The following is a 26,437-nucleotide window of genomic DNA, read 5'->3' as shown; positions in this document are numbered from 1 at the left end:
ACCGAGGATCGACAGGAAGGAGCGGCAGGCGATGGACGTGGCGGTCGTGGGGGCCGGCTATGTGGGGTTGGTAACCGGCGCCTGTCTAGCCCAAATAGGCCACCGCGTTATCTGCGTGGACAACAACCCTGCCAAAATTGAAGGGTTGCAGCGGGGCCGCCTGCCCATCTACGAGCCCGGCCTGGAAGACCTGGTGCGGGCTGGAACTGAGGCCGGTCGGCTGCACTTTACCACCGATCTTGCCCTGGGGGTGCAGGCCAGCGAGGTCATCTTCATTGCCGTAGGGACGCCAGCTCTGCCCAGCGGCGAGCCAGACCTGCGCTACGTAGAGGCTGTAGCGCGGGAGATCGGCCAGCACCTAGACGACCGCTACCGGGTTATTGTTAACAAGTCTACTGTCCCCATCGGCTCCGGCGACTGGGTGCGCATGCTTATTCTGGACGGGGCGGCAGAGGCCGCCAAGCAGCGGCTAGGCAGCCAGGCAGAAAAACAGAAGATGGCCATAGCGGGCGGGGATCCCACCCCCTCCTCCCTGGCCACCCTGGACAGGTCTCCCTGGGTGCCGCCCTTCGACGTGGTGAGCAACCCTGAGTTTCTGCGGGAGGGCAGCGCCATCCACGATACCTTCTACCCAGACCGCATCGTGATTGGCTCCAACAGCCCCCGGGCCATCGAGATCCTGCGGCAACTTTACGAGCCCATCCTCAGCCGCCAGCAAGGCTTGGGCGGGGATCCCGTGCCCTTGCTGGTCACCGACCTGGCCTCCGCCGAGATGATCAAATATGCCGCCAACGCCTTCCTAGCCACTAAGATCAGCTTCATCAACGAGATTGCCAATATCTGCGAGCGCACCGGCGCCGACATCCTCCAGGTGGCCGAAGGGATTGGCCTCGATAAGCGCATTGGCCGCGCCTTCCTCAACGCCGGCATAGGCTGGGGGGGGAGCTGCTTCCCCAAGGATTTGGCCGCTTTGATCCAGACGGCGGCTGACTACGGCTATGAGGCCAAGCTGTTGCGGGCTACTGTCGAGGTCAACCGCGAGCAGCGGCAGCGCTTGGTGGAAAAGCTGCAGCAGGCTCTTAAGGTGCTTAAGGGCAAGACCATTGGCCTTTTGGGCCTCACCTTCAAGCCCCACACTGACGACCTGCGGGATGCGCCGTCTTTAACCTTAATTGAGCAGCTCCACCGCCTGGGGGCCAAGGTAAAAGCCTATGATCCCATTGTCTCGGCTTCGGGAATGCGGGAGGGCCTAGCCCATGTGGTGGTGGAAACAGACGTGTTCCGCCTGGCCCAGGATTGCGACGCCCTGGTGCTGGTGACAGAGTGGCCGGAGTTCTTGTCGCTGGATTACCGGCGCCTTGCCGAGCTGATGCGGCGGCCTCTTATCGTCGACGGCCGCAATTGCCTTGACCGGCAGGCCCTTCAACAGGCGGGCATCACCTTAATTGGAGTGGGCTGGTGAAGGTTCTGGTAACGGGTGGTTTGGGGTTTATCGGCTCCCATCTGGTTAGCCGCCTTCTGCAGGAAGGCCATGTGGTTATCTGCCTCGACAACGGCTACACGGGGCGGGAGGAGAACGTGCGGGCCCACCGCAACAACCCCGCCTTTACCTTGCTGTGGCACGACGTGGCCGAGCCGCTGCCGCCGGAGCTGGAAAAAGCTGGCATTGAGCAAATCTACCACCTGGCCTGCCCTGCCTCTCCCCCTCACTACCAAGCGGATCCCATCCGCACCATCCGCACCAGCGTCTGGGGCACCTACCACCTCCTGGAGCTGGCCCAGAAGACGGGGGCCCGCTTCCTCCTAGCCTCCACTTCGGAAGTGTACGGGGATCCCCAGGTGCATCCCCAGCCGGAGGACTACTGGGGCCATGTCAACCCCATCGGCCCGCGGGCCTGCTACGACGAGTCCAAGCGCCTGGCCGAAACCCTAACCTTTGACTGGCAGCGGCAATACCAGACGGAGATCCGCGTGGCCCGCATCTTCAACACCTATGGGCCCGCCATGCGGGAAGACGATGGTCGCGTGGTCAGCAACTTCATCGTCCAGGCGCTGCGCGGGGATCCCCTCACCGTCTATGGAGATGGCTCCCAGACCCGTAGCTTCTGCTACATCTCCGACCTCATCGAGGGCCTGGTGCGCCTGATGAACAGCCCTTATCCCGGCCCCTTTAACCTGGGCAACCCGCAGGAGGTCACCATTCTAGAGTTGGCTCGGCAGGTTTTGGCCCTCACCGGCAGCTCTTCTCCCATCGTCCACCGACCTCTCCCAACCGACGATCCCAAGCAGCGCCGGCCCGACATCAACAAGGCCCGCGCCTTGCTGGGGTGGGAGCCCCAGATCCCTTTGCCAGTGGGCCTGGAGCTGACCATCCCCTACTTCCGCCGCCGGCTGGGGCTGGAGTAAAGGAAGACCTCTGGGAGATTTTCCCCAGAGCTGGCCAACTTTGCGGAAGAAAGCAGCCAGGCTGGCATGATACCCGTCATAATACGGAAAAGACATGTTAACTCAAGTAGGGGATCCCTACGCCTATGGATACTTCTCTGGAAGAACCAACCACCCCCATGCCCCTGGAAACCTGCAGGCTGGAGGTGGAGAGGAAAGCAGTGGGCGCCTTTTTGACGGTGCTTCAGGGATCCAATGGGGGCAGGACTTTCCGCCTGGGGGAGACTGCAGTAGTGGGGCGCAGCCCCCAGGCCGACGTTCAGCTTTCCGACCACACCATCTCTCGGCTGCACTGCCGGCTGAGGAAGGAAGGGGAAAACTATGTCCTCATCGATCTCGGCAGCCTCAACGGCACCTATGTCAATGGGGAACGGGTAAATTGCCGGGTTTTGGCGGATAGGGATCGCATCCAGCTGGGGAATAGCCTCCTGCAGTTTGCCTATTATGACCGGCTGGAGGAGGCTTTCTTTTTCCAGGTCGCTGCCGCCGCTCTCTACGACCCGCTCACGGGGCTGCACAACCGTCGGTTTTTCCTAGAGCACCTGCAGAGGGAGATGGCCTTTGCCCGCCGCCATAGCTTTCCCCTCCACTTGCTTTACCTGGACTTGGACAACTTCAAGCTCATCAACGACCGCTGGGGGCATTTGGCCGGGGATCAAGCCCTGATCCAAGTAGCCCAACAACTGCAGGATCAGGTTCGCCGCGAGGATCTGCTGGCCCGGCTAGGGGGCGACGAATTTGTCCTCATGGTGCGCGGGGTTCCGGAAGCTCAAATCCTGCAGTTGGCCAAGCGCCTGCGGCAGGCCATCCAATCCCTCCCTCTGCAGGTGGGAGCAGAAGTTATCCACCTCACCTGTAGCATTGGCGTCGCCTCTTTGCTCAGCCTTTCAGCAGAAACTTCCGTCCAAAGCTTTCTAGAGGCAGCCGACCAAGCCCTCTACCAAGCCAAAGTGCAGGGGGGCAACCGGGAAGTGTTGCTGTAGGGCTTAGGATCCCTCCACCAAGCTGGCGTAGGCCTCCGCGCTCATCGTGTCGTCAAGATCTTCCGGGTTGGTCATGCGCACCTTGATCAGCCAGCCATCTCCATAGGGATCGTCGGCAATGCTCTCTGGGCTGTCCACCACCGCTTTGTTTACCGCCACCACTTCCCCCGAGACAGGGGCATACAGATCCTCTACGGCCTTGACGGACTCCACCGAGCCAAAGCTCTCCCCCTTTTCAATTTCTGTCCCTTCCTCGGGCAGGCCGACGAAGACGATGTCCCCCAGCTGATCGACGGCATAGGCCGTGATCCCAATCACCGCAATGTCATCCTCAACCCGGATGTACTCGTGGGTGTCCACGTAGCGCAGATCGGGTGGGTACTCCAGGGCCATGCCACTTTCCCCGCTTAAATCCAGTGGACTATTCTAGGGCAATCCCTGAGGGCGGTAAAGCTCTCTCAGGCGGGAGGACTAGAGAAACTCTAGGAGCAGCCGATTCACAGTTTGGGGCGCCTCCTGCTGCGCCCAATGGCCGCACTCGGGGATGTACTCCTTGCGCAGGCCGTTGGGGAAGAAGGGATCCATTCCCTCGGTCAGCTCGCGGCTAAGGGCAAAGTCTTCTTCTCCCCAGATGAGCAGGGTGGGGGCGAAGATCGGCCGCAGGGGCTGCAAAAACAGGTTCTGCAGAGTGGGCAGGCTAAACAGGTGGCGGTAGTAGTTGAGGGCAGAGGTGAGCACCTTGGGCTTGGCAAGGGCCTCTTGGTAAACCTTTAGGTCGTGGCGGGTGAAGGCGCTTTTGCGCACCGAGGTCTCTTGAAAAATGCGCCGCACCCACTCCTCGAGGTTCCACTGCAACACCCACTCTGGCAGCCAGGGCAACTGGAAGAAAAGCAGGTACCAACTGCGGCGCATCTGGTCCAAATTGGTCAGGAACTCCCGGCGAAAGCAAGCGGGGTGAGGAGAGTTGAGCACGGCCAGCTTGCGGATCTCCTGGGGAAAAAGTTGCGCCCAGTGCCAAGCAATAGCCCCTCCCCAGTCGTGGGCCACCACCACCGCGCTTTTGGCCCCAAAATGGGCCAGCAGGCCGCGGACATCCTCGGTGAGGGTGTCCAGGTCGTAGCCGTAATCCGGTTTGTCAGAGTCGTTGTAGCCGCGCAGGTCAGGTGCCACGACGCGAAACCGCTGCGCCAACACCGGGATCTGGTGCCGCCAGGAATACCAAAACTCTGGGAAACCATGCAACAAGATTGCCAGCTCCCCTTCCCCCTGGGTGACATAGTGCAGTTGAATGCCATTGGTCAGGGCATAGCCGTGCCGCCAGCTCCCCATCCGGGCAGCCACCTCAGCAGGAAGGCGTTGGATCCCTGCTTCTGCCATGGTCTCTGCTCTTAGGCCAAACCTCTAGTTGGTATCCAACCATACTAACGTTCTTTCTCTGGCGGGGGCTTTTTCAGAGGCTAGAGCAAGCGGCATTCTGGGAAAGAAGCTGCGGCTGGAAAGTTTGGATGAAAGCTTCTACACCATCCCCCCAGAGGATTGCCCTTCTAGGGGCGGGGGCCTGGGGAAGTACCCTGGCTCTGTTAGCCCAGGCTCGGGGCCACTGGGTGCAGGTTTGGGATCGGCGCAAGGGCTGGGATCTCAAAGAGGTAGTCCGGGGATCGGACATCATTATTTCGGCAGTCTCCATGGCCGGCGTGCGCCCCGTGGTCGAGGCCGTGCGCCAGGTGGGGATCCCCCCCCAAGCCATTCTGGTCTCGGCCACCAAGGGGTTGGATCCCCTGCAGCTCTTGACACCAGCCCAGATCTGGGCAGCCACTTTCCCTACTCATCCGTTGGTGGTGCTCTCCGGGCCAAACCTGGCCGCTGAGATCCGCCAGGGTTTGCCAGCAGCTGCAGTGGTGGCTAGCCGCAATCCCGAGGCGGCAGTGCAAGTGCAGCATGCCCTTGCCTCCGAGCGCTTTCGCCTCTACACCAGCAGCGATCCCCTAGGGGTGGAGCTAGGGGGCATTCTCAAGAACGTTATTGCCATTGCTGTGGGGGTGTGTGACGCGCTGCAACTGGGCACCAATGCTCGGGCTGCCCTGGTTACCCGCGGCTTGGCCGAGATGATCCGGGTGGGATCCCGCCTAGGGGCGCGGCCTGAGACCTTCAACGGCCTCTCAGGGCTAGGGGATCTCCTAGCCACCTGCCACAGTCCTTTAAGCCGCAACTACCGTGTAGGCTACGGCTTGGGCCAGGGCAAACCTCTGAGCCAGGTGTTGGCCGAGATCGAGGGAACCGCCGAGGGGGTTTACACTGCTCCCGTGGTAGTTCAGATTGCCGCCCAGCACGGCATCCAGGTGCCCATCACCCAGGAGGTGCATCGGCTGCTGCAAGGGCAGACCACCCCCGCTGCCGCCCTTTCCCGCCTGATGGAGCGACAACTCACCTCGGAATGAGCTCCTCTCCCTGAGGGGAAAGAGAGCTTGAGCTACCTGGAATAACCGCAAGTCTTCTCAGAATGAGCCATTTGGCGGAGTTCTTCTCTCCGAAGTTTCCCTATACTGCCTCTGTAGCCCTCCTAACTGCTCTCGCATCAACCTGGATTTCAGAGGTTCGGGGAAGCCAGAGCTTGGCTTGAGCGGTGTGTGTCTCCTGCTTTTTCACAACCTCCCATGGCTAAACGCATCTTGGTGATCGAGGATGATCCCTCTATCCGCACCTACCTGCAGAAAGTGTTGCGGCAAGCTGGGTACGATACGTTGGCAGCTAGAGACGGGGAAGAAGGGCTGCAGATGGTGCGCGCCCTCCTGCCAGACTTGGTGCTATGTGATGTAGTCATGCCCAAGCTCAACGGCTATGCCGTGCTGGATGCTGTGCGATGGGATCAAGCCACAGCCCGCATCCCCTTTGTCTTTCTCTCCTCCAAGACTTCTCGAGAAGCTGTGGAACAAGGGCTACAACTTGGTTCCAGCGCCTACCTCACCAAGCCCATTGATCAAAACCACCTCCTGAAGGCAATTGCCGCCCACCTCACCTAAACTGTTGCTAGCAGCCTCGTCCCCACTGCTTCCCCCTAGCAACAGAAGGGAGCACAGCTAATTCCTCTCCCCAGCCTCCCTGGCAGGGAAAAACCTCTCTACAACGGGGGATCAAGAGCGTTTCTAGCCACCCTCAAAAAATTCTGGAGTAGCCGCGCTGCGAGATCGGGACGGGATCCCCAGTGGAGATGCAGGTAGGAAGCATGCAAGCGCTCATTGGCCCAGCCTTCCTGCTGAGGCGGGGATCCCCAAGCGTAAACTGGGCTTGGGCAGGGGGGGCTGCTGCGGGAGCGGTGAAACTCGTGTCCCCGCAGGCAATCCCCAGCCGGTGCCAGGAGGGTGGGGCGCAGGACTTTAGCCTCGCGGTAGCCCAGGTACAGCCGCTCGCCCATGTCCACGCTGATGGGCAATAGGCCAGCCATGGGGTAGGTCTTCCCGTCCCAATCGGTGAGGGACTTTCCCAGCACCATCAAGCCGCCGCATTCGGCATAGAGGGGGGGGTGGATGGGTGGCGGAGTTTGCTGGGCTATTTTTTCAGAGAGGGCTGCGGCAAACAGTTCTGGAAACCCGCCCCCCAAGAGCAGGCCATCGCAGGGATCCGGCGGCCACAGCCCTACCTCCAGGGGGGAGTACTCCAATAGCTCTGCCCCCCAAGCCCGCAGGAGATCTAAGTTGTCGGCGTAGTAGAAGTTAAAGGCGGCATCGCGGGCCACTGCCACCCGCACGGGCGTTGCAAGGGGGCAGATCCCTGGCCAGAGCTCCCCCACTGCCGGCGGCAGGGAGCGGATTAGGGGCAGAAGCTGATCCCAATCTATGTGTTGCTCCGCCAGCTCAGCCCAGGCCTCCTGCCAGCGGGAGAAGCCAGCCAGTTCTGAGACGGGTACCAGCCCTAGGTAGCGGCTGGGCAGGCGCAAGTCCTCGCGGCGGGGGAATTGCCCCAAAACCGGGATCCCCACGGCTGCTGCTGCTTTCTGTAACATCTGGCCATGGCGCTCTGAGGCCACCCGGTTGAAGATGACGCCGGCAATAGCCAGGCGGGGATCGAAGTGGCTTAGGCCGTAGAGCAGGGCGGCCGCCGTCGTTCCCATGCCGCTGCTGTCGATGACCAGCACCACCGGGATCCCCAGCCGGCGAGCCACATGGGCGCTGCTAGCCCAGGAAGGCTCTGTCCCGCCGGGCAGGGATCCGGGCCCTCGCCCATCGAAGAGGCCCATCGCGCCTTCTACAATCGCCCCATCTTTGTCCTGGCAGTGGTAGCGAAAGCAGCGCTGCACAAAGTCCTCGTCGGTTAAAAAGGGATCCAAATTGCGCGAGGGGATCCCGGCCACTGCCGTGTGGAACAGGGGATCGATGTAATCGGGCCCCACCTTAAAGGGCTGGATGCGCAGGCCCCGCCGCCGGAGCGCAGCCAACAGGGCTAACGTGACGGTGGTCTTGCCACTGCCGCTTGCCGCTGCTGCCAGCAGGATCGCCATTTGTCCAAGGGCTAGAACTCGATACCCATTTGGGCTTTGATCCCTTGGTCGCGAAAGGGATGCTTGACCAAGGCCATTTCCGTTACCAGGTCAGCTCGCTCAATTAGCCCTGCCGGCGCACCTCGCCCAGTGAGGATCACATGCACCCGTTCAGGTTTTTCGGCTAGGCCAGCCAGCACTTGCTCCAGCGAGAGATATCCCAGCTTAAGGGCAACGTTGATCTCATCCAAAACCACCAGGTGGTACTCGCCGCTGCCAAATAGCTCCCGCCCCTTTTCCCAGGCTGCCTGGGCGCAGGCAATGTCCCGCTCGCGATCCTGGGTCTCCCAGGTAAAGCCTTCCCCCATGGCATAAAAGGCAACTTTTCCCAGCCCCAGTTCGGGATGGGCAGCCAACTTGCGCAACAGTTTGGCTTCGCCTGGATCCCAGGCCCCTTTGATGAACTGCACCACCCCCACCGATAAGCCCTGGCCGAGGGCGCGCAAGACAGTACCAAAAGCCGCCGTGCTTTTGCCCTTGCCCTGACCTGTATAGACGATAACTAAGCCTTTGTTGTCACGCATGCCTGCCAGGCGTTGCCGCTGGATTTGCTGGCGGCGCTGCATTCTTTGGCGGTGCTGCCAGTTGCGCTCGGCTTCCAGTTCCGGGTTGGGGGCGGTTGGAAAAGGGTGGGTCATGGTTGCAGCGGCAAGGACTTGTAGGAGCACTCTAGCAGGCCAAACCCCCGATCTGGCTTCCGCTTTTCCAGATTTTCCAAGAGCTGCCGCTGTTGGATTAGGATTTGGACAGAGCTGGGGGGATCCCTCCGGGCGGCGCTTTTTTATTAGGGGTGCTCTTCCCCAGGGCCGCAAAAATGGCGAGCGGCTGAAGCAGATCCTCACTGGCTGAGGGGGGTATATTAGTAAGGCTGGGCATGCCTTGCTGCAGATGAACCCAGAGGCGGGTTCTACCAGCTTGCGTGGGTTTCGTCTTGAGGAGAGGTTCCTTGTCTAAGTCATTCCTGTTTTCTTCCGAGTCGGTGACGGAAGGGCATCCTGACAAAATCTGCGATCAGATCTCCGATGCTGTTGTGGATGCCCTTTTGACAGCAGACCCCTCCAGCCGGGTGGCAGCAGAGGTAGTGGTGAGCACGGGCATGGTGATCCTCACGGGGGAGATCACCTCGAAGGCGCATGTCAACTTCACGCGCTTGGTGCGGGACAAGCTGACCGAAATTGGCTATACCGATGCCGAGAATGGCTTCTCTGCAGACAGCTGCGCGGTGCTAGTAGCCTTCGATGAGCAATCTCCCGATATTGCCCAAGGGGTGAGCAGGTCACTGGAAAGTCGCACCGTCTGGGAAGATGAATTCGACCTGCTGGGAGCTGGCGATCAGGGCTTGATGTTTGGTTTTGCCTGCAACGAGACCCCCGAGCTGATGCCCCTGCCCATCAGCTTGGCTCACCGCCTCAGCCGCCAGTTGGCTACGGTGCGCAAGAACGGTACCCTGCCTTATCTTCGCCCTGACGGCAAGACCCAGGTAACGGTAGCCTATGAGGGGGGGCGTCCAGTGGGCATCCACACCCTGCTCATCTCCACCCAGCACACGCCAACCATCGGCGACATTACGGAAGAGACGGCAGTGCAAGAGCGCATCCACGCCGATCTCTGGGAGGCGGTGGTAAAGCCTGTGTTTGCCGAGCTGCCCATCAAACCTGACAGCAATACCCGCTTCCTCACCAACCCCACCGGCAAATTCGTCATTGGCGGCCCCCAGGGGGATGCCGGCCTGACGGGGCGCAAGATTATCGTCGATACCTATGGGGGCTATGCCCGCCATGGGGGTGGCGCTTTCTCCGGCAAGGATCCCACCAAAGTGGATCGCAGCGCGGCCTACGCCGCCCGCTATGTTGCCAAAAACATCGTGGCTGCCGGCCTGGCCCAGAAATGCGAGGTACAGGTTAGCTACGCTATTGGAGTGGCTCGGCCCATCAACCTGTTGGTGGAAACCTTTGGCACAGGGCGCATCCCTGACGAGGAGCTTCTGCGGCTGGTGCAGCGCCACTTCGACCTGCGGCCAGCAGCTATTCTGGCCCACTTTCAACTGCAGGAGCTACCCCGGCAGCGAGGGGGACGCTTCTACCAAAATGTAGCCGTCTACGGCCACTTCGGGCAAACCCATCTGGACCTGCCTTGGGAGCGCACCGACAAAGCCGACCTGCTGCGCGAGGAAGCTCTCTCCAGCTCAAGTGTCGCCCTGCCCTGAGCGAGAGGGGGAAACCTGAGGTTCTTCCAGGGAAGCAGAAGCAGGGGAGTCGACAGGCTGGAGCTCCAAGGTAACCGAGAGCTCTGACTCGCAGGCAAGGGAGGCGGGCTGCAGCTCCCGGAGCAGGTGGCGGAGCTTGGGGGGAAGGTCCTGCAGCTCTGCTAACAACAGCTCAAGGGAAATGGCAGCTTCCTCCGCAAAGCGGGATCCCTTGCCAGAGGAGGCTGAAAGAGGTGAAGGAGGTCGGACAAGGAAGCTGGCGGCAGTTGGACTCAAGGAGCGGATCAGCTCTTCTTGTTCTCGCCACAGGGATCGGCTCATTTCCGGGGGAAAGGTGAGGTGGGGAGCACCGCGGCGCTGCCAGAGGCGGAGGATCTGCTCTACGGACGTGGCCTTGTAGCGGCCTTGGTAGAGGGCCTCCAGCAAAGCGGCTGGGATCCAAGGGCTTGGGAACTGCCTGCTCCAGCGATCTACCCACCTCTGGCTTGTCTGACCCTGCAGCTCGAATCCGTAGCGCTCCAAAAAGGTGGCGGAATCCATCGGCCGCTCCTAGCGCCAGGAAACTCACCCCAAAGCTAACCCAAAAGCAGTGAGGAAGTGCTCGAACTACCCCCGTCTGTCCCCTGCTACCCAGCCGCAGGTCAGCCACCTGACCCAGTCCCGCCCCTAAGAGCAAGCCGTACCTTTTGCCGCCTTCAACACCAGCAAGTCTAGGGTGCCGGTGTTCTCTTCGCCGCGGTAGTTAAAAGTGGAGCGCACCAGCCACAGGCCCTGCCGTGCTCGGCAGCAGAGGTTGAGCAGGGTGCGAGCTAGGACTTGCTGGCGTGCCTCTCGATCCCGAGCCGCATCGAAAACTCCCCCATCCCATTCCGGTGTCAGCACACGGCTGTTGTAGAGCCCGCGCCAGAGAGAGGGGGACCAGCTGGGGTTGGTGATGTCAAACCAAAACTGGTAGTCGGCCTCCAAGCCGCGATGGATGTAGGCCGCTGGCGTGGCTACCACCAGGTAGCGGGAGTAGTCGGGCTCAAAGCGGCTGTTGCTAGGGGTTTGTCCCGAGCGAATCATGGCCAAAAAGGCAGGATCCCCTGCTGTAGGAAAGGCGCGGCGAAATCGCTGGGCTGCATCCGTTAGCAACTGCAGCAGCTCTTGATCCTGAGGGGAAGCAGTGACCAGGTGCTCGGCAAAGAAGCGCTGGAAGAAAGCTGCCAAGGAAGGCCCAGGCCGGTAGCTGCGCAGCCAATCCAACAGCTTCTGGTAGCGCTCCAAGTTGGCAAAGCCCACCCGCTCTGGCTGCCGCACGGCGGTTTTGGGCCGTAGGGAACGTCCCACCAGATCCAGGGTATCTTCAGCCAACAGCGTTGCTCGAATGGGATCCAGATCCAACACGCTGCTGAGCAGCAGCCGCCAGGCTGGCAAGGTGGGAAATGCTCCCCAGTGGGGATGGGCCACTTCTGCTGCCGTCAGGAGAGCCCGCACCAGGGGGTAGCGGATGAGAGCGGGGAAGGGAGCAATGGGCAAGACCTCCGGCAACTGCTCCTGGAGGCTTAGACTTATTCCGGCATCCATGCGAGGCAGGAGGACGGCGATGCGAGAGGGAGGGATCCCTGCTGCCAAAAGTTGTCGGATTTGGGCAACCATAGCCTCTAGGGCCGCAAAGGGGGTTTCTCCCTCCAGCACTTCCACCCTCGGCAGCCTCCCTGCCGGTGGTTCTGGCAGCCGAGAGGAAAGCTGGGGAGCCACAGCCCGCGCTATCTGCAGCCCCAAGCGAACCAGGCCGGCTGCGCTACAGGAGCTGGCTTCTGGGAACCGAACCTGCGTGTTTTCCAGGAGAAAGCAGGCTACTGCCTCCGGGATTGCCGTCAAAGAGATCCCGCCGCCGAGGGTGTAGCTGAAGAATTGGCTCTGCAGGTGGGCTTGCCCCTGGCGGTAAAACTCCAGCGCCACCCCGCAACTGTCTTCCGCCTGGTCCACGATGAGGTGATCCCACTCCTGCCAAAACTCCGCCAAGGGCAGGATGTGCTCCTGAAACAGACGAATTTGCAGGCCAAAATCCAGCGCTCCCAACTGCAGCCCCGCCTGCCATAGTCGCTCTACACAGCAGCCCAGCGCTCCCAGGGCCTCTGCCCGGGCCGGATCCCTGTTCTCCGGCCAAGCTGCTGCTAGCCGGGATCCCACCGCCTCTGCCGTCAAGCCAGAAGCTCCGGCAATATAGGCAGCGCTGCTAACTTGATCCCAAATCTGGAACTCGTCCAGCCCAATATTCGCAAAGACCTCCCCATGCCGCGGGCACAACGCACAGACTCGCCCACAGAGAAACTGAGTGAGATCCTTAGCCAGAAGCACAGGCTCAAACGAACGCGGCAACTGGAGAACGCGAGCGCATACCTGCGGCCAATACTCAGCCAAAGCGCGCCCCACCCGCTGCAAAAACGTCTCAACCCGCCACGGGCCCACCAAACCCGAGCTGAGCGCCTGCAGGCGCCGCAGCACCTCCGCCCTCTGCCGCCGGCTGCGCACCAAAAACAAGATCCGCGCCGGATTGGCCCCGGCCTGCAGCAAATGCCAGTAGCGATCCACACAAGCCTGGGTCAGCCCACTGCGCGCCCACCCCATCACGCTCTGAAACTCTCTGTCTCCCAGCGTGGCTTTCCCAGGTGCTGAACCCATTTTTTAGCAAAACCTAGACAAGCAGCCTGTCACCTCATTATGATGTAGTACTGTTGTCAATTGAATCCGCCCGCAGCAACAACGGTTCTCGGCAACTTAGCGTGCTGCTAGCGCAGATACTGCCTCTTTGCAGGCAAGTCTGAGCAGCCCCTAGAAGCAGTTTGGCGTCAAGGTCATCAGGCAAAAAGGGCAGCGCTATTGGCGCTGCGGGAGCGTTGGGGTACAGGCGCTCCCTCTCTACGGCTTTTTTGCCTGGGCAGGCAGTCTTCGCTATCCTAGGTTTTCTGCCGCCGCGCCTACTGCCTGGATTTGGCTTAGGGAACCGGTTGCAAGCTGTGAAAGCAACAAAGCAAGCCGCGCAGGCTTGAGAGGAGGTTTCTGTGGCGCTTGGCATCCTTGGAAGAAAAGTTGGCATGACCCAGATCTTCTCTCCGGAAGGGTTGGCCATTCCCGTGACCGTCGTGCAGGCCGGGCCTTGCACCGTAACCCAAATTAAAACCCAAGCCACGGACGGCTACAACGCGGTGCAGTTGGGCTACTGGCCCACCACAGAGAAGCACCTGACGCGAGCCCAGCGCGGCCACTTGCGCAAAGCGGGAGTGACGGAGCTGCTGCGTTACCTGCGCGAGTTTCGGGTCGACCAGCCAGAAGCCTACCAATTGGGGCAGAAGATCACTGTTGAGATCTTCTCTCCTGGTCAGTTACTGGACGTGGCTGGCACCTCTATCGGGCGGGGGTTTGCCGGCTACCAGAAGCGGCACCACTTTGGCCGGGGCCCCATGTCCCACGGCTCCAAGAACCACCGCCGGCCGGGTTCCATTGGCGCTGGCACGAGGCCTGGCCGCGTGTTTCCAGGACTGCGTATGGCTGGCCGGATGGGCGGTCGCCGCGTCACGATCCGCAAGCTGGAGTTGGTGAAGGTGGATCCGGAGCGGAATCTCTTGGTAATCAAAGGCTCAGTCCCCGGCGTGGAGGGAGGGCTACTGGAGATCACCCCTGCCAAACAGGTGGGCAAGAGACTCTAGCGGAGGGAGCCATGGCAAGTTGTGTGGTGAAGAATTGGCAAGGGGAAACCGTGGGCAGCGCGGAGCTGAGCTTCAAGGTGGCTCGCCCCGAGACGGCTAGTCACGTTCTCTACCTAGCTTTGCGCCGTCAGATGACCAACGCCCGCCAGGGCAATGCCCACACCAAAACGCGGGCTGAAGTGCGCGGCGGAGGGCGCAAGCCGTGGCGGCAAAAAGGCACCGGGCGGGCTCGCGCTGGCTCCATCCGCTCTCCTCTTTGGCGCAAGGGTGGGGTAGTCTTTGGCCCCCGCAAGCGGGAGTACAACCTGGCCATGAATCGCAAAGAGCGCCAGCTAGCGCTGCGCACTGCTCTGCAAGGCCGGGTGGAAGACCTAATCGTGGTGGAGGATTTCCAGGATCAGCTTAACCCGCCCAAGACCCGCGTTATGGCCCAAGCTCTGCTGCGCTGGGGAGTGAGGGAGGATCAATCGGCTCTGCTGATTGTTGCCGAGCGCTCGGAAATGGTGGAGCGAGCTGTGCGCAACATTGCCCGCGTCAAGCTCATTGGGCTAGATCAGCTCAACGTCTTCGATCTGCTCAAGGTCGATTGGGTGCTAATCACCACCTCTGCCCTAGAGAAACTCAAAGCCCGCTGGGGATCCGGCGCGGCAGCCGCCGCTCCAGCCCAGGCCAATCCCCTTGAGGGCCAGGCTCAGGCCGCAGAGCAAGAAGCTCAGCCAGTTGAACAAGAAGAGCCGTAGAAGAAGCCGAAAGCCGCAGGGGAAAAGGAGGAGGACGATGACGGAGAGCAAGCGAATTCTGGCTGATGTCCTGCTGCGCCCCGTTATTACCGAGAAGACGACGGCTTTGATGGAGCAGCGCAAATACGTCTTTGAAGTGATGCCCAACGCCACCAAGCCGCTCATCCGGGCCGCTGTTGAGGAAATGTTTGGAGTACGGGTTACTTCCGTCAACACCCTGAAGCTGCCCCGTAAGCAGCGGCGGGTAGGTCGTTTTGTGGGTTACCGCAGCCGTCCCAAGCGAGCGGTGGTAACTTTGGCCGAAGGCGATTCCATCGTCCTCTTCCCTGAAACCTAGCACTCCTGGTTGAGCCATGGGCATTCGCACGTTCCGACCCTACACCCCCAGCGCCCGCCACATGACAGTCTCCAACTTTGAGGAGCTGTCGCGGGATGAAAACGGCAAGCGACCTCGACCGGAGAAGTCGCTGCTGCAATTTATCCACCGCAAAAAAGGCCGCAACAACCGCGGCGTTATCACCTGCCGTCACCGGGGCGGCGGCCACAAGCGGCTCTACCGCATCATCGACTTCCGCCGCGACAAACGCGGGATCCCGGCCACCGTCAAGACCATCGAGTACGATCCCAACCGCAGCGCCCGCATCTGCTTGGTGGAGTACGCCGATGGCGAGAAGCGCTACATCCTTGCCCCTCGCCACATCCAGGTGGGAGCCACGATCATGGCTGGGCCTGAAGCTCCCTTCGAGGTGGGCAACGCCATGCCCCTGGAGCGGATCCCCCTGGGGACGGTGGTCCACAACGTCGAGCTCTATCCCGGCCGCGGCGGACAACTTGTTCGCGCTGCCGGAACTGGCGCCCAGGTGGTAGCCAAGGAAGGCAAGTATGTCTCCCTAAAGCTGCCCTCGGGCGAGGTTCGCATGATTCGAGGGGAATGCTATGCCACCATCGGTCAAGTAGGCAATGTGGACCACAACAACATCAGCCTCGGCAAGGCGGGGCGCAGCCGTTGGCTGGGTCGCCGTCCCCACGTGCGGGGCTCAGCAATGAACCCTGTGGATCACCCCCACGGCGGTGGGGAAGGAAAAGCCCCCATTGGCCGCAGTACTCCCGTTACCCCCTGGGGCAAGCCTACCCTGGGGCACAAAACCCGCAAGCGCAACAAGCCCAGCAACAAGTTTATCGTGCGCAGTCGCCGTCGGGGTGGGCAGCGGGACAAGGGCGGGATGGCGGTGCAGTAGCAGCCAGGCCAGCCACCTGCTGCCTACCGAATTGCTTGAGCTTGAACCAAGGTGTTAGAGGGGGAAACTCCTATGGGACGTTCTCTTAAAAAAGGTCCGTTTGTAGATGCCAAGCTGCTTCGCAAAATCGAGAAGCTCAACGAGCGCAATGAGAAGCAAATGATCAAAACTTGGTCGCGGGCCAGCACTATCCTCCCTGTGATGATTGGTCACACCATTGCCGTTTACAACGGCAAGCAGCATGTGCCCATCTACATCACTGACCAGATGGTGGGTCACAAGCTGGGGGAGTTTGTCCCCACCCGCACCTTCCGCGGCCACGCCGGCAGCGACAAGAAAGCTGCCCGCTCTTGAATTCAGCAAGGAAGAGGAGAACGCCATGGCCGATCCTTCCCCTGAAGTTAAAGCGGTAGCCCGTTACGTTCGCATGTCTCCCTACAAGGTGCGGCGCGTCCTCAACCAAATCCGGGGGCGCACCTATGCTGATGCCTTAATTCTGCTGGAGTTCATGCCTTACGCTGCCTGCGAGCCGGTGCGCAAGGTGCTGCGCTCAGCGGTAGCCAATGCTGAACACAACAACGGCCTGGATCCCCGCAATCTTGTCATCAGCAAAGCCTACGCTGACCAGGGGCCGACGCTGAAGCGGTATCGCCCCCGCGCCCAGGGCCGGGCCTACCCAATCCGCAAGCGCACCTGCCACATCACCATTGCTGTCCGGCCTCTAGAAGCTAAGGCGGAGACGGCTCCCTAAATTTCCCGACCTCTACCCTTTAACCGCGTACCATGGGCCAGAAGATCCACCCTTTCGGCTTGCGCCTCGGCATTATCAAGGAACACCGCAGCCGCTGGTTTGCCGACCCAGCTCACTACCCAGCCCTGCTGCAGGAGGACGATTTCATCCGCACCTATATAACCAAGAAGTTGAGCAACGCTGGTCTAGCTGACATTCAGATTGAGCGCAAAGCCGATCAGATCGACCTGGAAATCCGAGCTGCACGACCGGGTGTCGTGGTCGGCCGTGGCGGGTCCGGCCTTGAAGAGCTGCGCCAGGGCTTGCAAAAAGAGCTAAGCCTGCGCGGCAGCCCCAATAGAACCATCCGCATCAATGTAGTCGAGGTTACCCGTCCTGATGCGGAGGCAACGTTGTTGGCGGAAAACATTGCCCAGCAGTTGGAGCGGCGGATTGCCTTTCGTCGCATTGTCCGCCAGGTTATCCAACGAGCCCAGCGGGCTGGCGTGCAAGGGATCAAGGTTCAAGTTGCCGGGCGGCTGAACGGTGCTGAGATTGCTCGCAGCGAGTGGACGCGGGAAGGCCGGATCCCTCTGCAGACTCTGCGGGCAGACATTGACTATGCCGAGCGCGTTGCTCAGACCACCTATGGCGTCATTGGGGTCAAGGTCTGGGTCTTCAAAGGAGAAATCCTTCCTGGCCAAGAAAGTCTCGAACCCAAAGTTTCCTTGCAGCCGGCCAAGCGTCGGCAGCAACGGCGGCGGCCTACCTTTGAAGACCGCTCAGCCAAGGTCTGAGGGCCAAGAGCGGAACCCCTACTGCAGTTACTCAAGGAGCGGCCATGTTAAGCCCCAAACGAACCAAATACCGCAAGCAGCAGCGTGGGCGCATGAAGGGCAAGGCAACCCGTGGCAACCGCATCAGCTTTGGGGAATATGGCCTTGTGGCCCTAGAGCCCGCTTGGATTACCGCACGACAGATCGAGGCCAGCCGTCGGGTTATGAGCCGCTACGTTCGGCGGGGAGGCCAGATCTGGATCCGCATCTTTCCCGACAAGCCCGTTACCCGGAAGCCTGCCGAAACCCGCATGGGATCCGGCAAAGGCAACCCCGAGTACTGGGTTTGCGTCGTCAAGCCAGGCCGCGTCCTCTTTGAAATGGGGGGAGTTCCTGAAGCAACAGCCCGGGAGGCGATGCGCCTGGCCGCTCACAAGCTTCCCATCAAAGTTAAGTTTGTAACCAAAGCTGACTTTGAGAAACCAGAACCTGCTCAGGAAGCAACTGCAGAATCTCCGGAAGTAGCAGCTAGCGCTAGCTAGAGGAGGAAAGTTACCATGCCCATGCCCAAAATTGCCGATGCACGCGCCCTATCAGACGAAGAATTGGCCCAAGAGATCTACGCCGTCAAAAAAGAGCTGTTCGAGTTGCGTCTGCAGCAAGCCACACGGCAGCTTACTCAACCCCACCTCATTCGCCTGCGCAAGCACAAGCTAGCTCAACTGCTGACCGTGGAGGCAGAGCGCAAACGTGGCAAGTCCTTGCCCTCAACTCAGGTCAAGAAGGAGGAGTAATGCCTGCTCGCGAAAAGATTGGCGTTGTTGTCAGCAACAAGATGCAAAAGACGGTGGTTGTTGCCGTAGAAAACCGGGTTGCCCACCCAAAGTACGGCAAAATCGTCGTCAAAACCAAAAAGTTTAAAGCCCACGACGAGGAAAACCGCTGCCAAGAAGGGGATCTGGTGCGCATCGTCGAAACCCGTCCCCTCAGCCGTACCAAACGCTGGCGGGTGGTTGAGATCCTACGGGAGATGAAGAAGCTATGATTCAACAGCAAACCATGCTCACGGTAGCCGACAACACCGGCGCCCGCAAACTCATGTGCATCCGCGTCCTGGGCAGCAGCGGCCGTCGCTATGCCAGCCTGGGCGATGTGATTGTTGGTGTTGTCAAAGAGGCTCTGCCCAACATGCCAGTTAAAAAATCCGATGTGGTCAGGGCCGTTGTCATCCGCACGGTGGACACGGTACGCCGCCCTGATGGTACCTGCATCCGCTTTGACGACAACGCTGCCGTGATCATCAACGACGATGGCAACCCCCGGGGAACCCGCGTCTTTGGCCCTGTAGCCCGCGAGCTACGGGAGAAAAACTTTACCAAGATCATCTCGCTTGCGCCGGAGGTCCTGTAATGGTTCGCCCTCTTAAGCCCAGCCAAATCCGACGACTTCTCCACCAACCTGGCGTTCGCAAGCACCGCAACAGTCTGCGCTATAAGATGCGCATCAAAAAAGGGGACTTTGTCCAGGTAATTTCGGGTGACGACAAAGGCAAAGTCGGCGAGGTGTTGCGGGTCTTTCCTGAACGCAACATGGTTTTGGTGGAAGGAGTTAACATCGTTACCTACCACCGCAAGCCCCAACGGGAAGGCGAAAAGGGCCGGATTGAGACCAAAGAAGCCCCCATCCACGCCTGCAAGGTGATGCTTTATTCCAAAAAGCACGAGGTTGCCAGCCGGGTCGGCTACCAAATTACCGCCGATGGCCGCAAAGTCCGCGTTCTCAAGAAAACCGGCGAGATCCTTGACTAGAGATTTCGAGAGCTCTGACCCAGTCCAGAGCAGGAAGGAGAACTTACCATGCCCCAACGTCTGCAAGTCCTCTACCACACGGTCATCGTTCCCAAGCTGCAAAAGGAGTTGGGCTACACCAACATCCACCAAGTGCCTCGCTTGGAGAAGATTGTCATCAATCGCGGCTTGGGAGAGGCCTCCCAAAATGCCAAGGCCCTGGAATCTTCCATTGCAGAAATTAGCGCCATTACTGGCCAACGTCCCGTAATTACCCGCGCCAAGAAGGCCATTGCCAGTTTTAAGATCCGCAAGGGCATGCCCGTTGGCCTGATGGTAACCCTGCGGCGGGAGCGGATGTATGCGTTTTTGGATCGCCTCATCAACCTGGCTTTGCCCCGCATTCGCGACTTCCGCGGCGTCAACCCCAAATCCTTTGATGGGCGCGGCAACTACACCCTTGGAATTCGCGAGCAACTGATCTTTCCCGAAGTCAACTACGACGCCGTTGACCAGATTCGAGGCATGGACATCTGCATTGTCACCACCGCTAGGACCGACGAAGAGGGCCGTGCCCTGCTTAGGGAGTTTGGCATGCCCTTTGCCTCTTAGGCTTACCCCTACCCACAATTCCCTCAACTATCTTCCCAGGAGCACTAACCCACCCATGGCCCACACCAACGACACGATTGCCGACATGCTCACCCGCATTCGCAATGCCACTATGGCTCGGCACGAATCGGTGGCGGTCCCGGCCACGCGCATGACCCGCAGCATTGCCCGCGTTCTCCACGAGGAAGGTTTTGTCAGCAGCTGGAAGGAGGAGGGAGAAGGGATCCAAGCGCGGATTGTGCTGCAGTTGAAGTACAAAGGCAAAGGCAAAGACCGCCGACCCATCATCAATGGCCTCAAGCGGGTAAGCCGGCCTGGCCTGCGGGTTTACTGCGGCCATAAAGAACTGCCCCGGGTGCTGGGAGGAATTGGAATTGCCATCATCTCCACCTCCAGCGGCATCATGACCGACCGGGAGGCTCGCAAGCGGGGCATCGGCGGCGAAGTGCTCTGCTACGTCTATTAAGGTTTCTCTGGTCAGGAGTGCCTCCATGTCTCGTATTGGCAGACGCCCCATTCCCCTTCCCCCCAAGGTTGAGGTTCACATCGAGGGTCAACAGATCTCGGTGAAAGGCCCGAAGGGGCAGCTACTGCGCACCTTGCCTCCCTTGATTGCCGTGCGTCAAGAAGACCAAAGACTCCTAGTCAGTCGGGTCAACGAGTCTCGCCCGGCCCGCCAACTGCACGGCCTCTGCCGCACCTTGATTGCCAACATGGTCGATGGAGTATCCAAGGGATTTGAGCGCAGGCTGGAATTGGTGGGCGTGGGATACCGAGCTTCCACGCAGGGCAACAAGTTGATCCTAAACGTCGGCTACAGCCACCCCGTGGAGATCCCTTTCCCGCCCGGGATTCAAATTTCGGTAGAAGGCAACAACGTCATCGTGGTCTCGGGCATCGACAAAGAACTGGTGGGCAATACAGCAGCCCGCATTCGAGCTGTGCGTCCGCCCGAGCCCTACAAGGGCAAAGGGATCCGCTACCTCGGGGAACAAATCCGTCTCAAAGCAGGTAAGTCCGGCAAAGGGAAGAAATAGCCATGAAAATAAAAGCCAACCGCAAACTCACAACCCAACGCCGCCATCGCCGCATTCGCCGCAAGATTTCCGGTACTCCCGAGCGGCCCCGTTTGGCTGTGTTTCGATCCCACCGCCACATCTATGCTCAGGTGATCGACGATGTAGCCCAACGTACTCTGGTTTCTGCCTCCACCCTGGACAGAGAGCTGCGGGGAGCGTTCCAAGGGGTTGGCACAGCCACCCGAGAGGCTGCTGCGATTGTAGGACGTGCAGTTGCTCAGCGAGCTCTACAGGCAGGCATTTCTCGAGTCGTTTTCGACCGCGGCGGCAAGCTCTACCACGGACGGGTTCGGGCCCTGGCAGAAGCTGCCCGAGAAGCAGGCCTACAGTTCTAGTTTCTGAGAAAACGGCATATGGCTGAGCAGAAAGAATCTCGCAGAAGCAAGAAGAGCCGCGAAGAACAAACCGGCGAGTGGCAGGAGCGGGTTATCCAGATCCGACGCGTCTCCAAAGTGGTCAAGGGCGGCAAAAAGCTGAGCTTCCGCGCGGTGGTTGTAGTGGGCAACGAGCGTGGACAGGTGGGGATTGGCGTGGGCAAAGCCAACGATGTGCTCGGAGCAGTGCGCAAGGGAGTAGTGGACGGCAAAAAGCACTTGATTGAGGTGCCCCTGACCAAGGGCTTGTCGGTACCCCACCCCATGCGGGGCTCTGGCGGCGCGGCTACCGTGTTGGTGATGCCGGCAGCTCCTGGCACAGGGGTCATTGCTGGGGGGGCGGTGCGCGCCGTTCTAGAACTGGCAGGGGTGCGCAATGCCTTGGCCAAGCAGCTAGGCTCCAGAAACCCTCTCAACAACGCCCGTGCCACCATTGACGCCCTGCGGCGGATGCGCACCTTTGAGCAGGTAGCTGAAGATAGAGGGATCGACGTGCGCCGCCTGTTTAGTCAGTAGGAGGTTAGTATGCGACTGGAAGATATTCGCCCCCAACCAGGCTCGAAGCGGCGGCGACGGCGGCTGGGCCGTGGTATTGCTGCTGGTCAGGGAGGTTCCTGCGGCAGGGGAATGCGAGGCCAAAAAGCCCGCAGCGGAGGAGGCCCTCGACCAGGCTTTGAGGGAGGTCAGACACCCCTCTACCGGCGGTTGCCCAAGCTCAAGCATTTCCCCCGCTACGTACGTCGCCCGCAGTACACCCTGGTTAACCTGCGCGCTCTGGCAACCCTGCCTGCTGGCAGCGAGGTGACTCTAGAAAGCCTAATGGAGTTGGGGATCGTGACCACCAACGACGGCCCGCTGAAGATCTTAGGGGACGGGGAAGTGCGCGTGCCCCTGACCATCCGGGCTGCTGCCATTACTGCCTCGGCCAAAGCCAAAGTGGAGGCCGCCGGAGGCCGAGTGGAGATTGTGGGATCCCGGCCCGCTCGCTCCTAGGTTGGCGGCAATTTTGGTTTTGCCGACTTCCCCACCGGCAGCGTAGAGTGGTAAGTAGCTCACCTGGCTCTTTGCTAAATCTATGGCTGACACACGAGGCTCTACTCCCTCCGCTCAAGAGACTTTCATGCAGATGGCGATGGCCTCGGGCCTGCGCAGCCGTCTGCTCCTGACCCTGGGCTTGTTGTTGTTGGTGCGGCTGGGCATCTATATTCCCATCCCCAGCATTGACCGAGTTCGCTTTGCTGCTGAGGCGGCCAACAGCCCAGTGTTTGGCTTTCTGGATATCTTCTCGGGGGGCGGCATTTCTGCCTTGGGGGTCTTTGCCCTCGGCATCCTGCCCTTCATCAACGCCTCGATTATCATGCAACTGCTGGTTTCAGCCATCCCAGCCTTGGAGAACCTGCAGAAAAACGAGGGGGAGCAGGGCCGGCGGCAGATTTCCCAGTACACCCGTTACGTCACCCTTCTCTGGGCCATCATCCAAGGCATTGGCATCTCCTTCTGGGTGCGGGAGTTTGCCAATACCAGCAACGAGCTGGCCTTTATGGCCTCTACCACCCTGGCGCTGGCAGCAGGCTCCATGTTTGTCATGTGGCTGGGGGAAATGATCACGGAGAAGGGGGTGGGCAGTGGGCCGTCGCTGTTGATCTTCGTTAACATTGTTGCCACGTTGCCGCGCGCCCTGGGTCAAACCATTAGCCTGGTTCGCGCCGACAGCAGCACGATTGGGGGTATCCTGGTGTTGACGGCTGTTTTTCTAGCCACCATTGTCGGCATTGTCTTTGTCCAGGAGGGCAGCCGCAAAATTCCCATCATCTACGCCAAGCGCCAGGTGGGCAACAAGCTGTTCCGCGAGCAGAAGAGCTACTTGCCCCTGCGGCTTAACCAGGGGGGGGTGATGCCAATCATCTTTGCCTACTCGGTGCTGTCTCTACCTTGGGCTTTGGCCCAGTATACGCAGAGCCCAGCCTTAATTCAGGTGGCCAACCTCCTCTCCCCTACCTCCTGGTTTTACATCCCCTTCTACTTCCTGCTCATTCTCTTCTTTAGCTACTTCTACGCTTCCTTGATTATCAATCCAGTAGAACTGGCCCAGAACTTGAAGAAACTGGGTGCCAGCATTCCAGGCGTGCGTCCTGGCAAGGCCACGGCTGAGTACATCGAAGGGATCCTCAACCGGCTGACACTGCTGGGGGCCTTGTTTTTGTGTGCAGTGGCCATCATCCCCACGACAGTAGAGCGGGCAACCGGCATTACCACTTTCCAAGGCTTGGGAGCCACCTCGCTGCTCATTTTGGTGGGGGTAGCCATTGAAACCTCCAAGCAAATCCAGACTTACGTTATTTCGCAGCGTTACGAAGGGATGGTCAAGCAGTAGTGCTGAGGTTAATCTTTTTAGGACCGCCAGGAGCAGGCAAGGGTACGCAGGCAGAGCGGCTGTCAGCCATCTACCACACACTCAAAATTTCTACAGGCGATCTGCTGCGGGCAGAGGTCAAAGCCCAGACCCCGCTGGGGCGGCAAGCCAAGGTGTACATGGATGCAGGGGAGCTAGTGCCCGACGAGGTGTTGATTGGGATGGTCAGAGGCCAGTTGCAGCAGTCGCCGGAGCAAGGCTGGATTCTAGACGGCTTTCCCCGCACCTTGGCGCAGGCAGAGGCTCTGGAAGAGCTGCTGCAGGAGCTGAGGCAAGACTACGACCACGTCTTCAACCTAGAAGTGCCCGACGAGGTGGTAGTGGCGCGGCTGTTGGCTCGCGGCAAGGAGCAGGGGCGCAGCGACGATGCTGATGAGGCCGTCATCCTCAAACGCTTGCAGGTGTATCGGCAGCAAACCGCTCCCCTAATCGATTTTTACGAGGCTAAGGGCCGTTTGCGGCGGATTAACGGCAACCAGCCGATGGAAGTGGTCCAGCAGCACCTACAGGCCCTTTTGGAGAGCTGCAGGAGGACGGCATGACCAAGGCCAGCAAGCCGGGGCTGGGGTCTTCGCGGCGAGGCCTGCAGCTTGGTGAAATCAAATCTCGCCGGGAAGTGGAGAAGATGCGGCGGGCTGGGCGAGTGGTGGCCCAGGTGCTGCAGGAAATTGCCGAGCGCCTGGAGCCGGGCTGGACAACCGCAGACATCGATGCCTACGCTGAGCGGCGGGTAGCGGAGTTAAATGCCCTGCCCAGCTTCAAGGGCTACTACGGCTTTCCCGCCTGCGTCTGTGTCAGCATCAACCATGAAGTGGTGCATGGGATCCCCAGCCCCCGCAAAGTGGTGCAGCCAGGAGACATCGTCAAGGTGGACTTTGGCGCCATGGTGGAAGGCTGGCATGCGGATTCTTGCATCACCATTGGCCTAGAGCCCCTCAGCGATGCCGCCCGCGACCTCATCGACACAGCGGCCCAAGCCCTACAGGTAGGCATCGAGCACGTTCGCCATGGGGTCTGGCTGCAAGATGTCTCAGGTGCCATTGAAGACTATGTGCGGAGGCGGGGCTACTCCGTGGTGAGGCAGTACGTTGGCCATGGCGTGGGTCGCAACTTGCACGAAGAGCCGCAGTTTCCTCACTACCGCACCCCTGAGCTGCCCAATCCCAAGCTTCGCGCCGGCATGACGCTGGCCATTGAGCCAATGGTCACTGCGGGGGGAGAGGCCACGCGAGTGTTGCCGGATCGCTGGACGGTGGTAACAGTGGATGGCTCCTGGTCAGCCCAGTTTGAGCACACCATTCTGGTTACCGAGGCCGGCGCTGAGATTTTGACAGATCGCACCCCCTTTCAGTCCTAGAGAGTTCCCCCATGAAGGACTGCAACAGCTAGGATAGAAGAGGTGGAGTATTGTTTCGGCTCTTAACCCCCTCTTAACAGGAGAGGGGAGGGCCATAGAGTTGCGTTGTCTGAGAAGGAGGGCTACTTGGCTAAGGAAGACGCTATTGAAGTGGAAGGGGTAGTTACGGAATCCCTACCCAATGCCATGTTCCGGGTGGACCTGGACAATGGCTTTAACGTTCTCGCCCACATCTCGGGCAAGATCCGCCGCAACTACATCAAGATCCTGCCCGGCGACCGGGTAAAGGTGGAGCTCAGCCCCTATGACCTCAACAAGGGGCGGATTACCTACCGCCTTAAGAAAAATGAGTAGGTGTTTTCCAGATCCTGCTGGGGCGGGTGAGAAGGAAGCGCGAGGGGGCAGTCATCTCCACAAACCCCTCGCTTTGCTTATGTGCATCCAGGGCAGTTTGCCTGGGGGTTGCTGAAGCCCAGCCCACTGCTAGGTAAGGTGGGTACCCACTCGGCCGCTCAAGCTGGTTCTCCAGCATTCTCTTCCCAGGGATCGCTATCCCTGGAGGGGGGGGGAGCTGGCTCAGGAGAAGGAGGGGAAGTTTCTTCTTGGGGATACTCCTGTTCCCACGCCGGTTGTTCAGAGACAGGAGAGGACGCGGGCCGAGGGGGTGGGGGTTCAGGCTCTGCTTCGGCGTAGACGTCCTCTTCCTCCGTCTCTTCCGCTGCGTATTCCTCGGCGTAGGCTTCCTCGTAGCGTTCCTCCGCCTCAGCCTCAGCGGTAGACCTAGGCAGGGCAGGGGCAGGGGCGCCTGCAGCTAGCCAGGGGGGCTTGCCTAGCCCCAGGGTCTCCAAGATTCCTTTGGCCAGTTGGGTCAAGCGGGTCTCAGCGCCATCAGCCACAATGAGGCGATCGCCGCCTACGGAGACGATCTCATCAGCAGGAAGCAGATAAGTGCTGAGGATAAAGCCAGGCAAAAAGGTGAGGCCAAGGCTGGAGAGGATTAAGCCACTGATTAGACCAGAGACAGAGTTAAACTCAAAGTCCTTAACCTTACCGAGGCGGATCCCTTCTTCCGTTACCACTTCGCTGCCGACTACCCGGCTGAGACCCTCCAAATTCAAGTCTTCGAAGACTTCATCGCTGGGGACGAGGATAGCGTCTTGCCCTAGGGCTGTGACCTGCTGCAGCTCTAGTAAACGGGGCGATCCAGCAAAGGCTCTTTCCAGCACCCCCAGCACCAGGACCTGCCTAGCTTCCAGATCTGCCCAAACTTCGCTAACCACTCCGAGCCGGGCCCCATTGGCTTGGCTAATCACCTGCGTTCCCAGAACCTGTGACCGCCGACGAACCTCTGGTCGTGCTAGCGCAACAGATCCTTTCTCCGTTGTCATGGTGGTTTCCCCGTCGTAAGTCGAAGTGTTGGCGTGAGTGGGCTGGTCAGCCGGCCCCAGGCATCAAAATCCAATAGTACCAC

34 protein-coding genes and 1 pseudogene are annotated in these 26,437 nt (G+C 60.2%); 28 read left to right on the top strand and 7 right to left on the bottom strand.

Translation table 11 applies throughout. The features are described 5' to 3' along the window. Window positions 1–31: 31 nt before the first annotated feature. The 3 genes from NW808_RS05070 (at window position 32) to NW808_RS05060 (ending at window position 3,428) form a co-directional block, all read left to right on the top strand. A complete protein-coding gene (locus NW808_RS05070; RefSeq protein ID WP_414394196.1) occupies window positions 32–1,462 on the top strand; it encodes a UDP-glucose dehydrogenase family protein in 1,431 nt (476 codons plus the stop codon). Continuing rightward, window positions 1,459–2,406: a UDP-glucuronic acid decarboxylase family protein gene (locus NW808_RS05065; RefSeq protein WP_414420484.1), complete on the top strand. Its 948-nt coding sequence runs from the start codon at window positions 1,459–1,461 to the stop codon at window positions 2,404–2,406. Before NW808_RS05070 ends, NW808_RS05065 begins: the two co-directional genes overlap by 4 nt. A 125-nt stretch (window positions 2,407–2,531) precedes the next feature. Next, on the top strand, window positions 2,532–3,428 hold the full coding sequence (locus NW808_RS05060) for a diguanylate cyclase (protein ID WP_414420483.1): 897 nt from the start codon (window positions 2,532–2,534) through the stop codon (window positions 3,426–3,428). 3 nt (window positions 3,429–3,431) lie between these two features. On the opposite strand, the gene gcvH is transcribed toward NW808_RS05060, so the two are convergent. Continuing rightward, window positions 3,432–3,821 (bottom strand): glycine cleavage system protein GcvH, encoded by a 390-nt coding sequence (gcvH, locus tag NW808_RS05055; protein WP_414394202.1) that lies wholly within the window; start codon window positions 3,819–3,821, stop codon window positions 3,432–3,434. A gap of 78 nt (window positions 3,822–3,899) precedes the next feature. After that, entirely contained in the window at window positions 3,900–4,805 is a 906-nt protein-coding gene (locus NW808_RS05050) for an alpha/beta fold hydrolase (protein WP_414420482.1), read from the bottom strand. A gap of 128 nt (window positions 4,806–4,933) precedes the next feature. Between NW808_RS05050 and NW808_RS05045 the strand changes: the two genes are divergently transcribed. Together NW808_RS05045 and NW808_RS05040 are read left to right on the top strand one after the other, a co-directional pair. Continuing rightward, complete coding sequence (locus tag NW808_RS05045; protein ID WP_414420481.1) at window positions 4,934–5,866, top strand: NAD(P)H-dependent glycerol-3-phosphate dehydrogenase; 933 nt, start codon at window positions 4,934–4,936, stop codon at window positions 5,864–5,866. 216 nt (window positions 5,867–6,082) lie between these two features. Next, complete coding sequence (locus NW808_RS05040; protein WP_414420480.1) at window positions 6,083–6,448, top strand: response regulator; 366 nt, start codon at window positions 6,083–6,085, stop codon at window positions 6,446–6,448. Window positions 6,449–6,546: 98 nt separating this feature from the next. Here the strand turns inward: NW808_RS05040 and NW808_RS05035 are convergent, their stop codons facing one another. Then, complete coding sequence (locus tag NW808_RS05035) at window positions 6,547–7,923, bottom strand: cobyrinate a,c-diamide synthase (RefSeq protein ID WP_414420479.1); 1,377 nt, start codon at window positions 7,921–7,923, stop codon at window positions 6,547–6,549. Between the two features lie 11 nt (window positions 7,924–7,934). Further along, on the bottom strand, window positions 7,935–8,600 hold the full coding sequence (cobO, locus tag NW808_RS05030; RefSeq protein WP_414394212.1) for a cob(I)yrinic acid a,c-diamide adenosyltransferase: 666 nt from the start codon (window positions 8,598–8,600) through the stop codon (window positions 7,935–7,937). A gap of 308 nt (window positions 8,601–8,908) precedes the next feature. Between cobO and metK the strand changes: the two genes are divergently transcribed. Continuing rightward, on the top strand, window positions 8,909–10,168 hold the full coding sequence (gene metK / locus NW808_RS05025; RefSeq protein ID WP_414420478.1) for a methionine adenosyltransferase: 1,260 nt from the start codon (window positions 8,909–8,911) through the stop codon (window positions 10,166–10,168). Here the strand turns inward: metK and NW808_RS05020 are convergent. Together NW808_RS05020 and NW808_RS05015 are read right to left on the bottom strand one after the other, a co-directional pair. After that, complete coding sequence (locus tag NW808_RS05020) at window positions 10,148–10,708, bottom strand: hypothetical protein (RefSeq protein WP_414420477.1); 561 nt, start codon at window positions 10,706–10,708, stop codon at window positions 10,148–10,150. The two genes, metK and NW808_RS05020, sit on opposite strands and share 21 nt — an antisense overlap. Before the next feature lie 126 nt (window positions 10,709–10,834). Continuing rightward, the gene (locus NW808_RS05015; protein ID WP_414420476.1) at window positions 10,835–12,835 is read right to left on the bottom strand and encodes a hypothetical protein; all 2,001 of its coding nucleotides are present in this window, start codon (window positions 12,833–12,835) and stop codon (window positions 10,835–10,837) included. A gap of 380 nt (window positions 12,836–13,215) precedes the next feature. On the opposite strand from NW808_RS05015, the gene rplC reads away from it, so the two are divergent. From rplC to infA, 22 genes and pseudogenes are all read left to right on the top strand, one after another. Further along, the gene (rplC, locus tag NW808_RS05010; RefSeq protein WP_414394218.1) at window positions 13,216–13,860 is read left to right on the top strand and encodes a 50S ribosomal protein L3; all 645 of its coding nucleotides are present in this window, start codon (window positions 13,216–13,218) and stop codon (window positions 13,858–13,860) included. Window positions 13,861–13,871: 11 nt separating this feature from the next. Beyond that, window positions 13,872–14,501: pseudogene (gene rplD, locus NW808_RS05005) on the top strand (50S ribosomal protein L4); the annotation flags it as partial. A 136-nt stretch (window positions 14,502–14,637) separates the two neighbouring features. Continuing rightward, window positions 14,638–14,937, top strand: a complete 300-nt coding sequence (locus NW808_RS05000; RefSeq protein WP_414359244.1) for a 50S ribosomal protein L23 — start codon at window positions 14,638–14,640, stop codon at window positions 14,935–14,937. Between the two features lie 16 nt (window positions 14,938–14,953). After that, complete coding sequence (rplB, locus tag NW808_RS04995) at window positions 14,954–15,838, top strand: 50S ribosomal protein L2 (RefSeq protein ID WP_414420475.1); 885 nt, start codon at window positions 14,954–14,956, stop codon at window positions 15,836–15,838. Between the two features lie 72 nt (window positions 15,839–15,910). After that, window positions 15,911–16,192 carry a 30S ribosomal protein S19 gene (gene rpsS / locus NW808_RS04990; RefSeq protein WP_414394222.1) on the top strand — a complete coding sequence of 94 codons (282 nt, stop codon included), beginning with the start codon at window positions 15,911–15,913 and terminating at the stop codon, window positions 16,190–16,192. Between the two features lie 25 nt (window positions 16,193–16,217). After that, window positions 16,218–16,589, top strand: coding sequence for a 50S ribosomal protein L22 (gene rplV / locus NW808_RS04985; protein ID WP_414394223.1), 372 nt, complete (start codon window positions 16,218–16,220; stop codon window positions 16,587–16,589). A gap of 32 nt (window positions 16,590–16,621) precedes the next feature. Next, window positions 16,622–17,365, top strand: coding sequence for a 30S ribosomal protein S3 (rpsC, locus tag NW808_RS04980; protein WP_414411287.1), 744 nt, complete (start codon window positions 16,622–16,624; stop codon window positions 17,363–17,365). A 44-nt stretch (window positions 17,366–17,409) separates the two neighbouring features. Next, the gene (rplP, locus tag NW808_RS04975) at window positions 17,410–17,886 is read left to right on the top strand and encodes a 50S ribosomal protein L16 (protein WP_414404826.1); all 477 of its coding nucleotides are present in this window, start codon (window positions 17,410–17,412) and stop codon (window positions 17,884–17,886) included. Between the two features lie 15 nt (window positions 17,887–17,901). Then, the gene (gene rpmC, locus NW808_RS04970) at window positions 17,902–18,138 is read left to right on the top strand and encodes a 50S ribosomal protein L29 (protein WP_414394229.1); all 237 of its coding nucleotides are present in this window, start codon (window positions 17,902–17,904) and stop codon (window positions 18,136–18,138) included. Further along, window positions 18,138–18,389: a 30S ribosomal protein S17 gene (gene rpsQ, locus NW808_RS04965; RefSeq protein WP_414394231.1), complete on the top strand. Its 252-nt coding sequence runs from the start codon at window positions 18,138–18,140 to the stop codon at window positions 18,387–18,389. The genes rpmC and rpsQ overlap by 1 nt, the downstream gene beginning before the upstream one ends. Beyond that, window positions 18,386–18,754, top strand: coding sequence for a 50S ribosomal protein L14 (gene rplN / locus NW808_RS04960; RefSeq protein WP_414394233.1), 369 nt, complete (start codon window positions 18,386–18,388; stop codon window positions 18,752–18,754). The genes rpsQ and rplN overlap by 4 nt, the downstream gene beginning before the upstream one ends. Further along, entirely contained in the window at window positions 18,754–19,152 is a 399-nt protein-coding gene (rplX, locus tag NW808_RS04955) for a 50S ribosomal protein L24 (RefSeq protein ID WP_414420474.1), read from the top strand. The genes rplN and rplX overlap by 1 nt, the downstream gene beginning before the upstream one ends. Window positions 19,153–19,200: 48 nt before the next feature. Next, window positions 19,201–19,743 (top strand): 50S ribosomal protein L5, encoded by a 543-nt coding sequence (gene rplE, locus NW808_RS04950; RefSeq protein WP_414410320.1) that lies wholly within the window; start codon window positions 19,201–19,203, stop codon window positions 19,741–19,743. A 55-nt stretch (window positions 19,744–19,798) separates the two neighbouring features. Beyond that, window positions 19,799–20,209, top strand: coding sequence for a 30S ribosomal protein S8 (gene rpsH, locus NW808_RS04945; RefSeq protein ID WP_414394238.1), 411 nt, complete (start codon window positions 19,799–19,801; stop codon window positions 20,207–20,209). 25 nt (window positions 20,210–20,234) lie between these two features. Beyond that, the gene (gene rplF, locus NW808_RS04940) at window positions 20,235–20,780 is read left to right on the top strand and encodes a 50S ribosomal protein L6 (RefSeq protein WP_414404822.1); all 546 of its coding nucleotides are present in this window, start codon (window positions 20,235–20,237) and stop codon (window positions 20,778–20,780) included. Between the two features lie 8 nt (window positions 20,781–20,788). Continuing rightward, the gene (gene rplR, locus NW808_RS04935) at window positions 20,789–21,157 is read left to right on the top strand and encodes a 50S ribosomal protein L18 (RefSeq protein ID WP_414394401.1); all 369 of its coding nucleotides are present in this window, start codon (window positions 20,789–20,791) and stop codon (window positions 21,155–21,157) included. Window positions 21,158–21,175: 18 nt separating this feature from the next. After that, window positions 21,176–21,712 carry a 30S ribosomal protein S5 gene (gene rpsE / locus NW808_RS04930; RefSeq protein WP_414420473.1) on the top strand — a complete coding sequence of 179 codons (537 nt, stop codon included), beginning with the start codon at window positions 21,176–21,178 and terminating at the stop codon, window positions 21,710–21,712. Window positions 21,713–21,721: 9 nt separating this feature from the next. After that, entirely contained in the window at window positions 21,722–22,189 is a 468-nt protein-coding gene (rplO, locus tag NW808_RS04925) for a 50S ribosomal protein L15 (protein ID WP_414394244.1), read from the top strand. An 82-nt stretch (window positions 22,190–22,271) separates the two neighbouring features. After that, window positions 22,272–23,570 (top strand): preprotein translocase subunit SecY, encoded by a 1,299-nt coding sequence (gene secY, locus NW808_RS04920; RefSeq protein WP_414394246.1) that lies wholly within the window; start codon window positions 22,272–22,274, stop codon window positions 23,568–23,570. Beyond that, a complete protein-coding gene (locus NW808_RS04915) occupies window positions 23,570–24,151 on the top strand; it encodes an adenylate kinase (protein ID WP_414394248.1) in 582 nt (193 codons plus the stop codon). The genes secY and NW808_RS04915 overlap by 1 nt, the downstream gene beginning before the upstream one ends. Further along, complete coding sequence (gene map, locus NW808_RS04910) at window positions 24,148–24,966, top strand: type I methionyl aminopeptidase (RefSeq protein ID WP_414410324.1); 819 nt, start codon at window positions 24,148–24,150, stop codon at window positions 24,964–24,966. Before NW808_RS04915 ends, map begins: the two co-directional genes overlap by 4 nt. Window positions 24,967–25,092: 126 nt before the next feature. Beyond that, a complete protein-coding gene (infA, locus tag NW808_RS04905) occupies window positions 25,093–25,320 on the top strand; it encodes a translation initiation factor IF-1 (RefSeq protein WP_414394403.1) in 228 nt (75 codons plus the stop codon). Between the two features lie 158 nt (window positions 25,321–25,478). On the opposite strand, the gene NW808_RS04900 is transcribed toward infA, so the two are convergent. Next, entirely contained in the window at window positions 25,479–26,354 is an 876-nt protein-coding gene (locus NW808_RS04900) for a PRC-barrel domain-containing protein (protein WP_414410325.1), read from the bottom strand. Window positions 26,355–26,437: the final 83 nt, after the last annotated feature.

Origin of the sequence: Synechococcus sp. W70.1, assembly GCF_047461515.1 — a bacterium.
Taxonomy (GTDB): Bacteria; Cyanobacteriota; Cyanobacteriia; order Thermostichales; family Thermostichaceae; genus Thermostichus.
Note: the sequence above shows the minus strand (reverse complement) of the source record. Positions and strands in the feature narration are given on the sequence as shown.

Bases quoted from the DNA above. Each gene is read 5' to 3' on its own strand.
- NW808_RS04900 (WP_414410325.1), bottom strand. From the start codon at position 26,354: ATGACAACGGAGAAAGGATCTGTTGCGCTAGCACGACCAGAGGTTCGT.
- secY (WP_414394246.1), top strand. From the start codon at position 22,272: ATGGCTGACACACGAGGCTCTACTCCCTCCGCTCAAGAGACTTTCATG.
- rplF (WP_414404822.1), top strand. From the start codon at position 20,235: ATGTCTCGTATTGGCAGACGCCCCATTCCCCTTCCCCCCAAGGTTGAG.
- rpsE (WP_414420473.1), top strand. From the start codon at position 21,176: ATGGCTGAGCAGAAAGAATCTCGCAGAAGCAAGAAGAGCCGCGAAGAA.
- NW808_RS05045 (WP_414420481.1), top strand. From the start codon at position 4,934: ATGAAAGCTTCTACACCATCCCCCCAGAGGATTGCCCTTCTAGGGGCG.
- rpmC (WP_414394229.1), top strand. From the start codon at position 17,902: ATGCCCATGCCCAAAATTGCCGATGCACGCGCCCTATCAGACGAAGAA.
- rplV (WP_414394223.1), top strand. From the start codon at position 16,218: ATGGCCGATCCTTCCCCTGAAGTTAAAGCGGTAGCCCGTTACGTTCGC.
- rplB (WP_414420475.1), top strand. From the start codon at position 14,954: ATGGGCATTCGCACGTTCCGACCCTACACCCCCAGCGCCCGCCACATG.
- NW808_RS05040 (WP_414420480.1), top strand. From the start codon at position 6,083: ATGGCTAAACGCATCTTGGTGATCGAGGATGATCCCTCTATCCGCACC.
- NW808_RS05020 (WP_414420477.1), bottom strand. From the start codon at position 10,708: ATGGATTCCGCCACCTTTTTGGAGCGCTACGGATTCGAGCTGCAGGGT.
- rpsQ (WP_414394231.1), top strand. From the start codon at position 18,138: ATGCCTGCTCGCGAAAAGATTGGCGTTGTTGTCAGCAACAAGATGCAA.
- rplX (WP_414420474.1), top strand. From the start codon at position 18,754: ATGGTTCGCCCTCTTAAGCCCAGCCAAATCCGACGACTTCTCCACCAA.
- NW808_RS05050 (WP_414420482.1), bottom strand. From the start codon at position 4,805: ATGGCAGAAGCAGGGATCCAACGCCTTCCTGCTGAGGTGGCTGCCCGG.
- rpsS (WP_414394222.1), top strand. From the start codon at position 15,911: ATGGGACGTTCTCTTAAAAAAGGTCCGTTTGTAGATGCCAAGCTGCTT.
- gcvH (WP_414394202.1), bottom strand. From the start codon at position 3,821: ATGGCCCTGGAGTACCCACCCGATCTGCGCTACGTGGACACCCACGAG.
- NW808_RS05070 (WP_414394196.1), top strand. From the start codon at position 32: ATGGACGTGGCGGTCGTGGGGGCCGGCTATGTGGGGTTGGTAACCGGC.
- rplE (WP_414410320.1), top strand. From the start codon at position 19,201: ATGCCCCAACGTCTGCAAGTCCTCTACCACACGGTCATCGTTCCCAAG.
- rpsH (WP_414394238.1), top strand. From the start codon at position 19,799: ATGGCCCACACCAACGACACGATTGCCGACATGCTCACCCGCATTCGC.
- rplN (WP_414394233.1), top strand. From the start codon at position 18,386: ATGATTCAACAGCAAACCATGCTCACGGTAGCCGACAACACCGGCGCC.
- NW808_RS05015 (WP_414420476.1), bottom strand. From the start codon at position 12,835: ATGGGTTCAGCACCTGGGAAAGCCACGCTGGGAGACAGAGAGTTTCAG.
- NW808_RS05060 (WP_414420483.1), top strand. From the start codon at position 2,532: ATGGATACTTCTCTGGAAGAACCAACCACCCCCATGCCCCTGGAAACC.
- NW808_RS05000 (WP_414359244.1), top strand. From the start codon at position 14,638: ATGACGGAGAGCAAGCGAATTCTGGCTGATGTCCTGCTGCGCCCCGTT.
- rplO (WP_414394244.1), top strand. From the start codon at position 21,722: ATGCGACTGGAAGATATTCGCCCCCAACCAGGCTCGAAGCGGCGGCGA.
- NW808_RS05035 (WP_414420479.1), bottom strand. From the start codon at position 7,923: ATGGCGATCCTGCTGGCAGCAGCGGCAAGCGGCAGTGGCAAGACCACC.
- cobO (WP_414394212.1), bottom strand. From the start codon at position 8,600: ATGACCCACCCTTTTCCAACCGCCCCCAACCCGGAACTGGAAGCCGAG.
- rplP (WP_414404826.1), top strand. From the start codon at position 17,410: ATGTTAAGCCCCAAACGAACCAAATACCGCAAGCAGCAGCGTGGGCGC.
- rpsC (WP_414411287.1), top strand. From the start codon at position 16,622: ATGGGCCAGAAGATCCACCCTTTCGGCTTGCGCCTCGGCATTATCAAG.
- map (WP_414410324.1), top strand. From the start codon at position 24,148: ATGACCAAGGCCAGCAAGCCGGGGCTGGGGTCTTCGCGGCGAGGCCTG.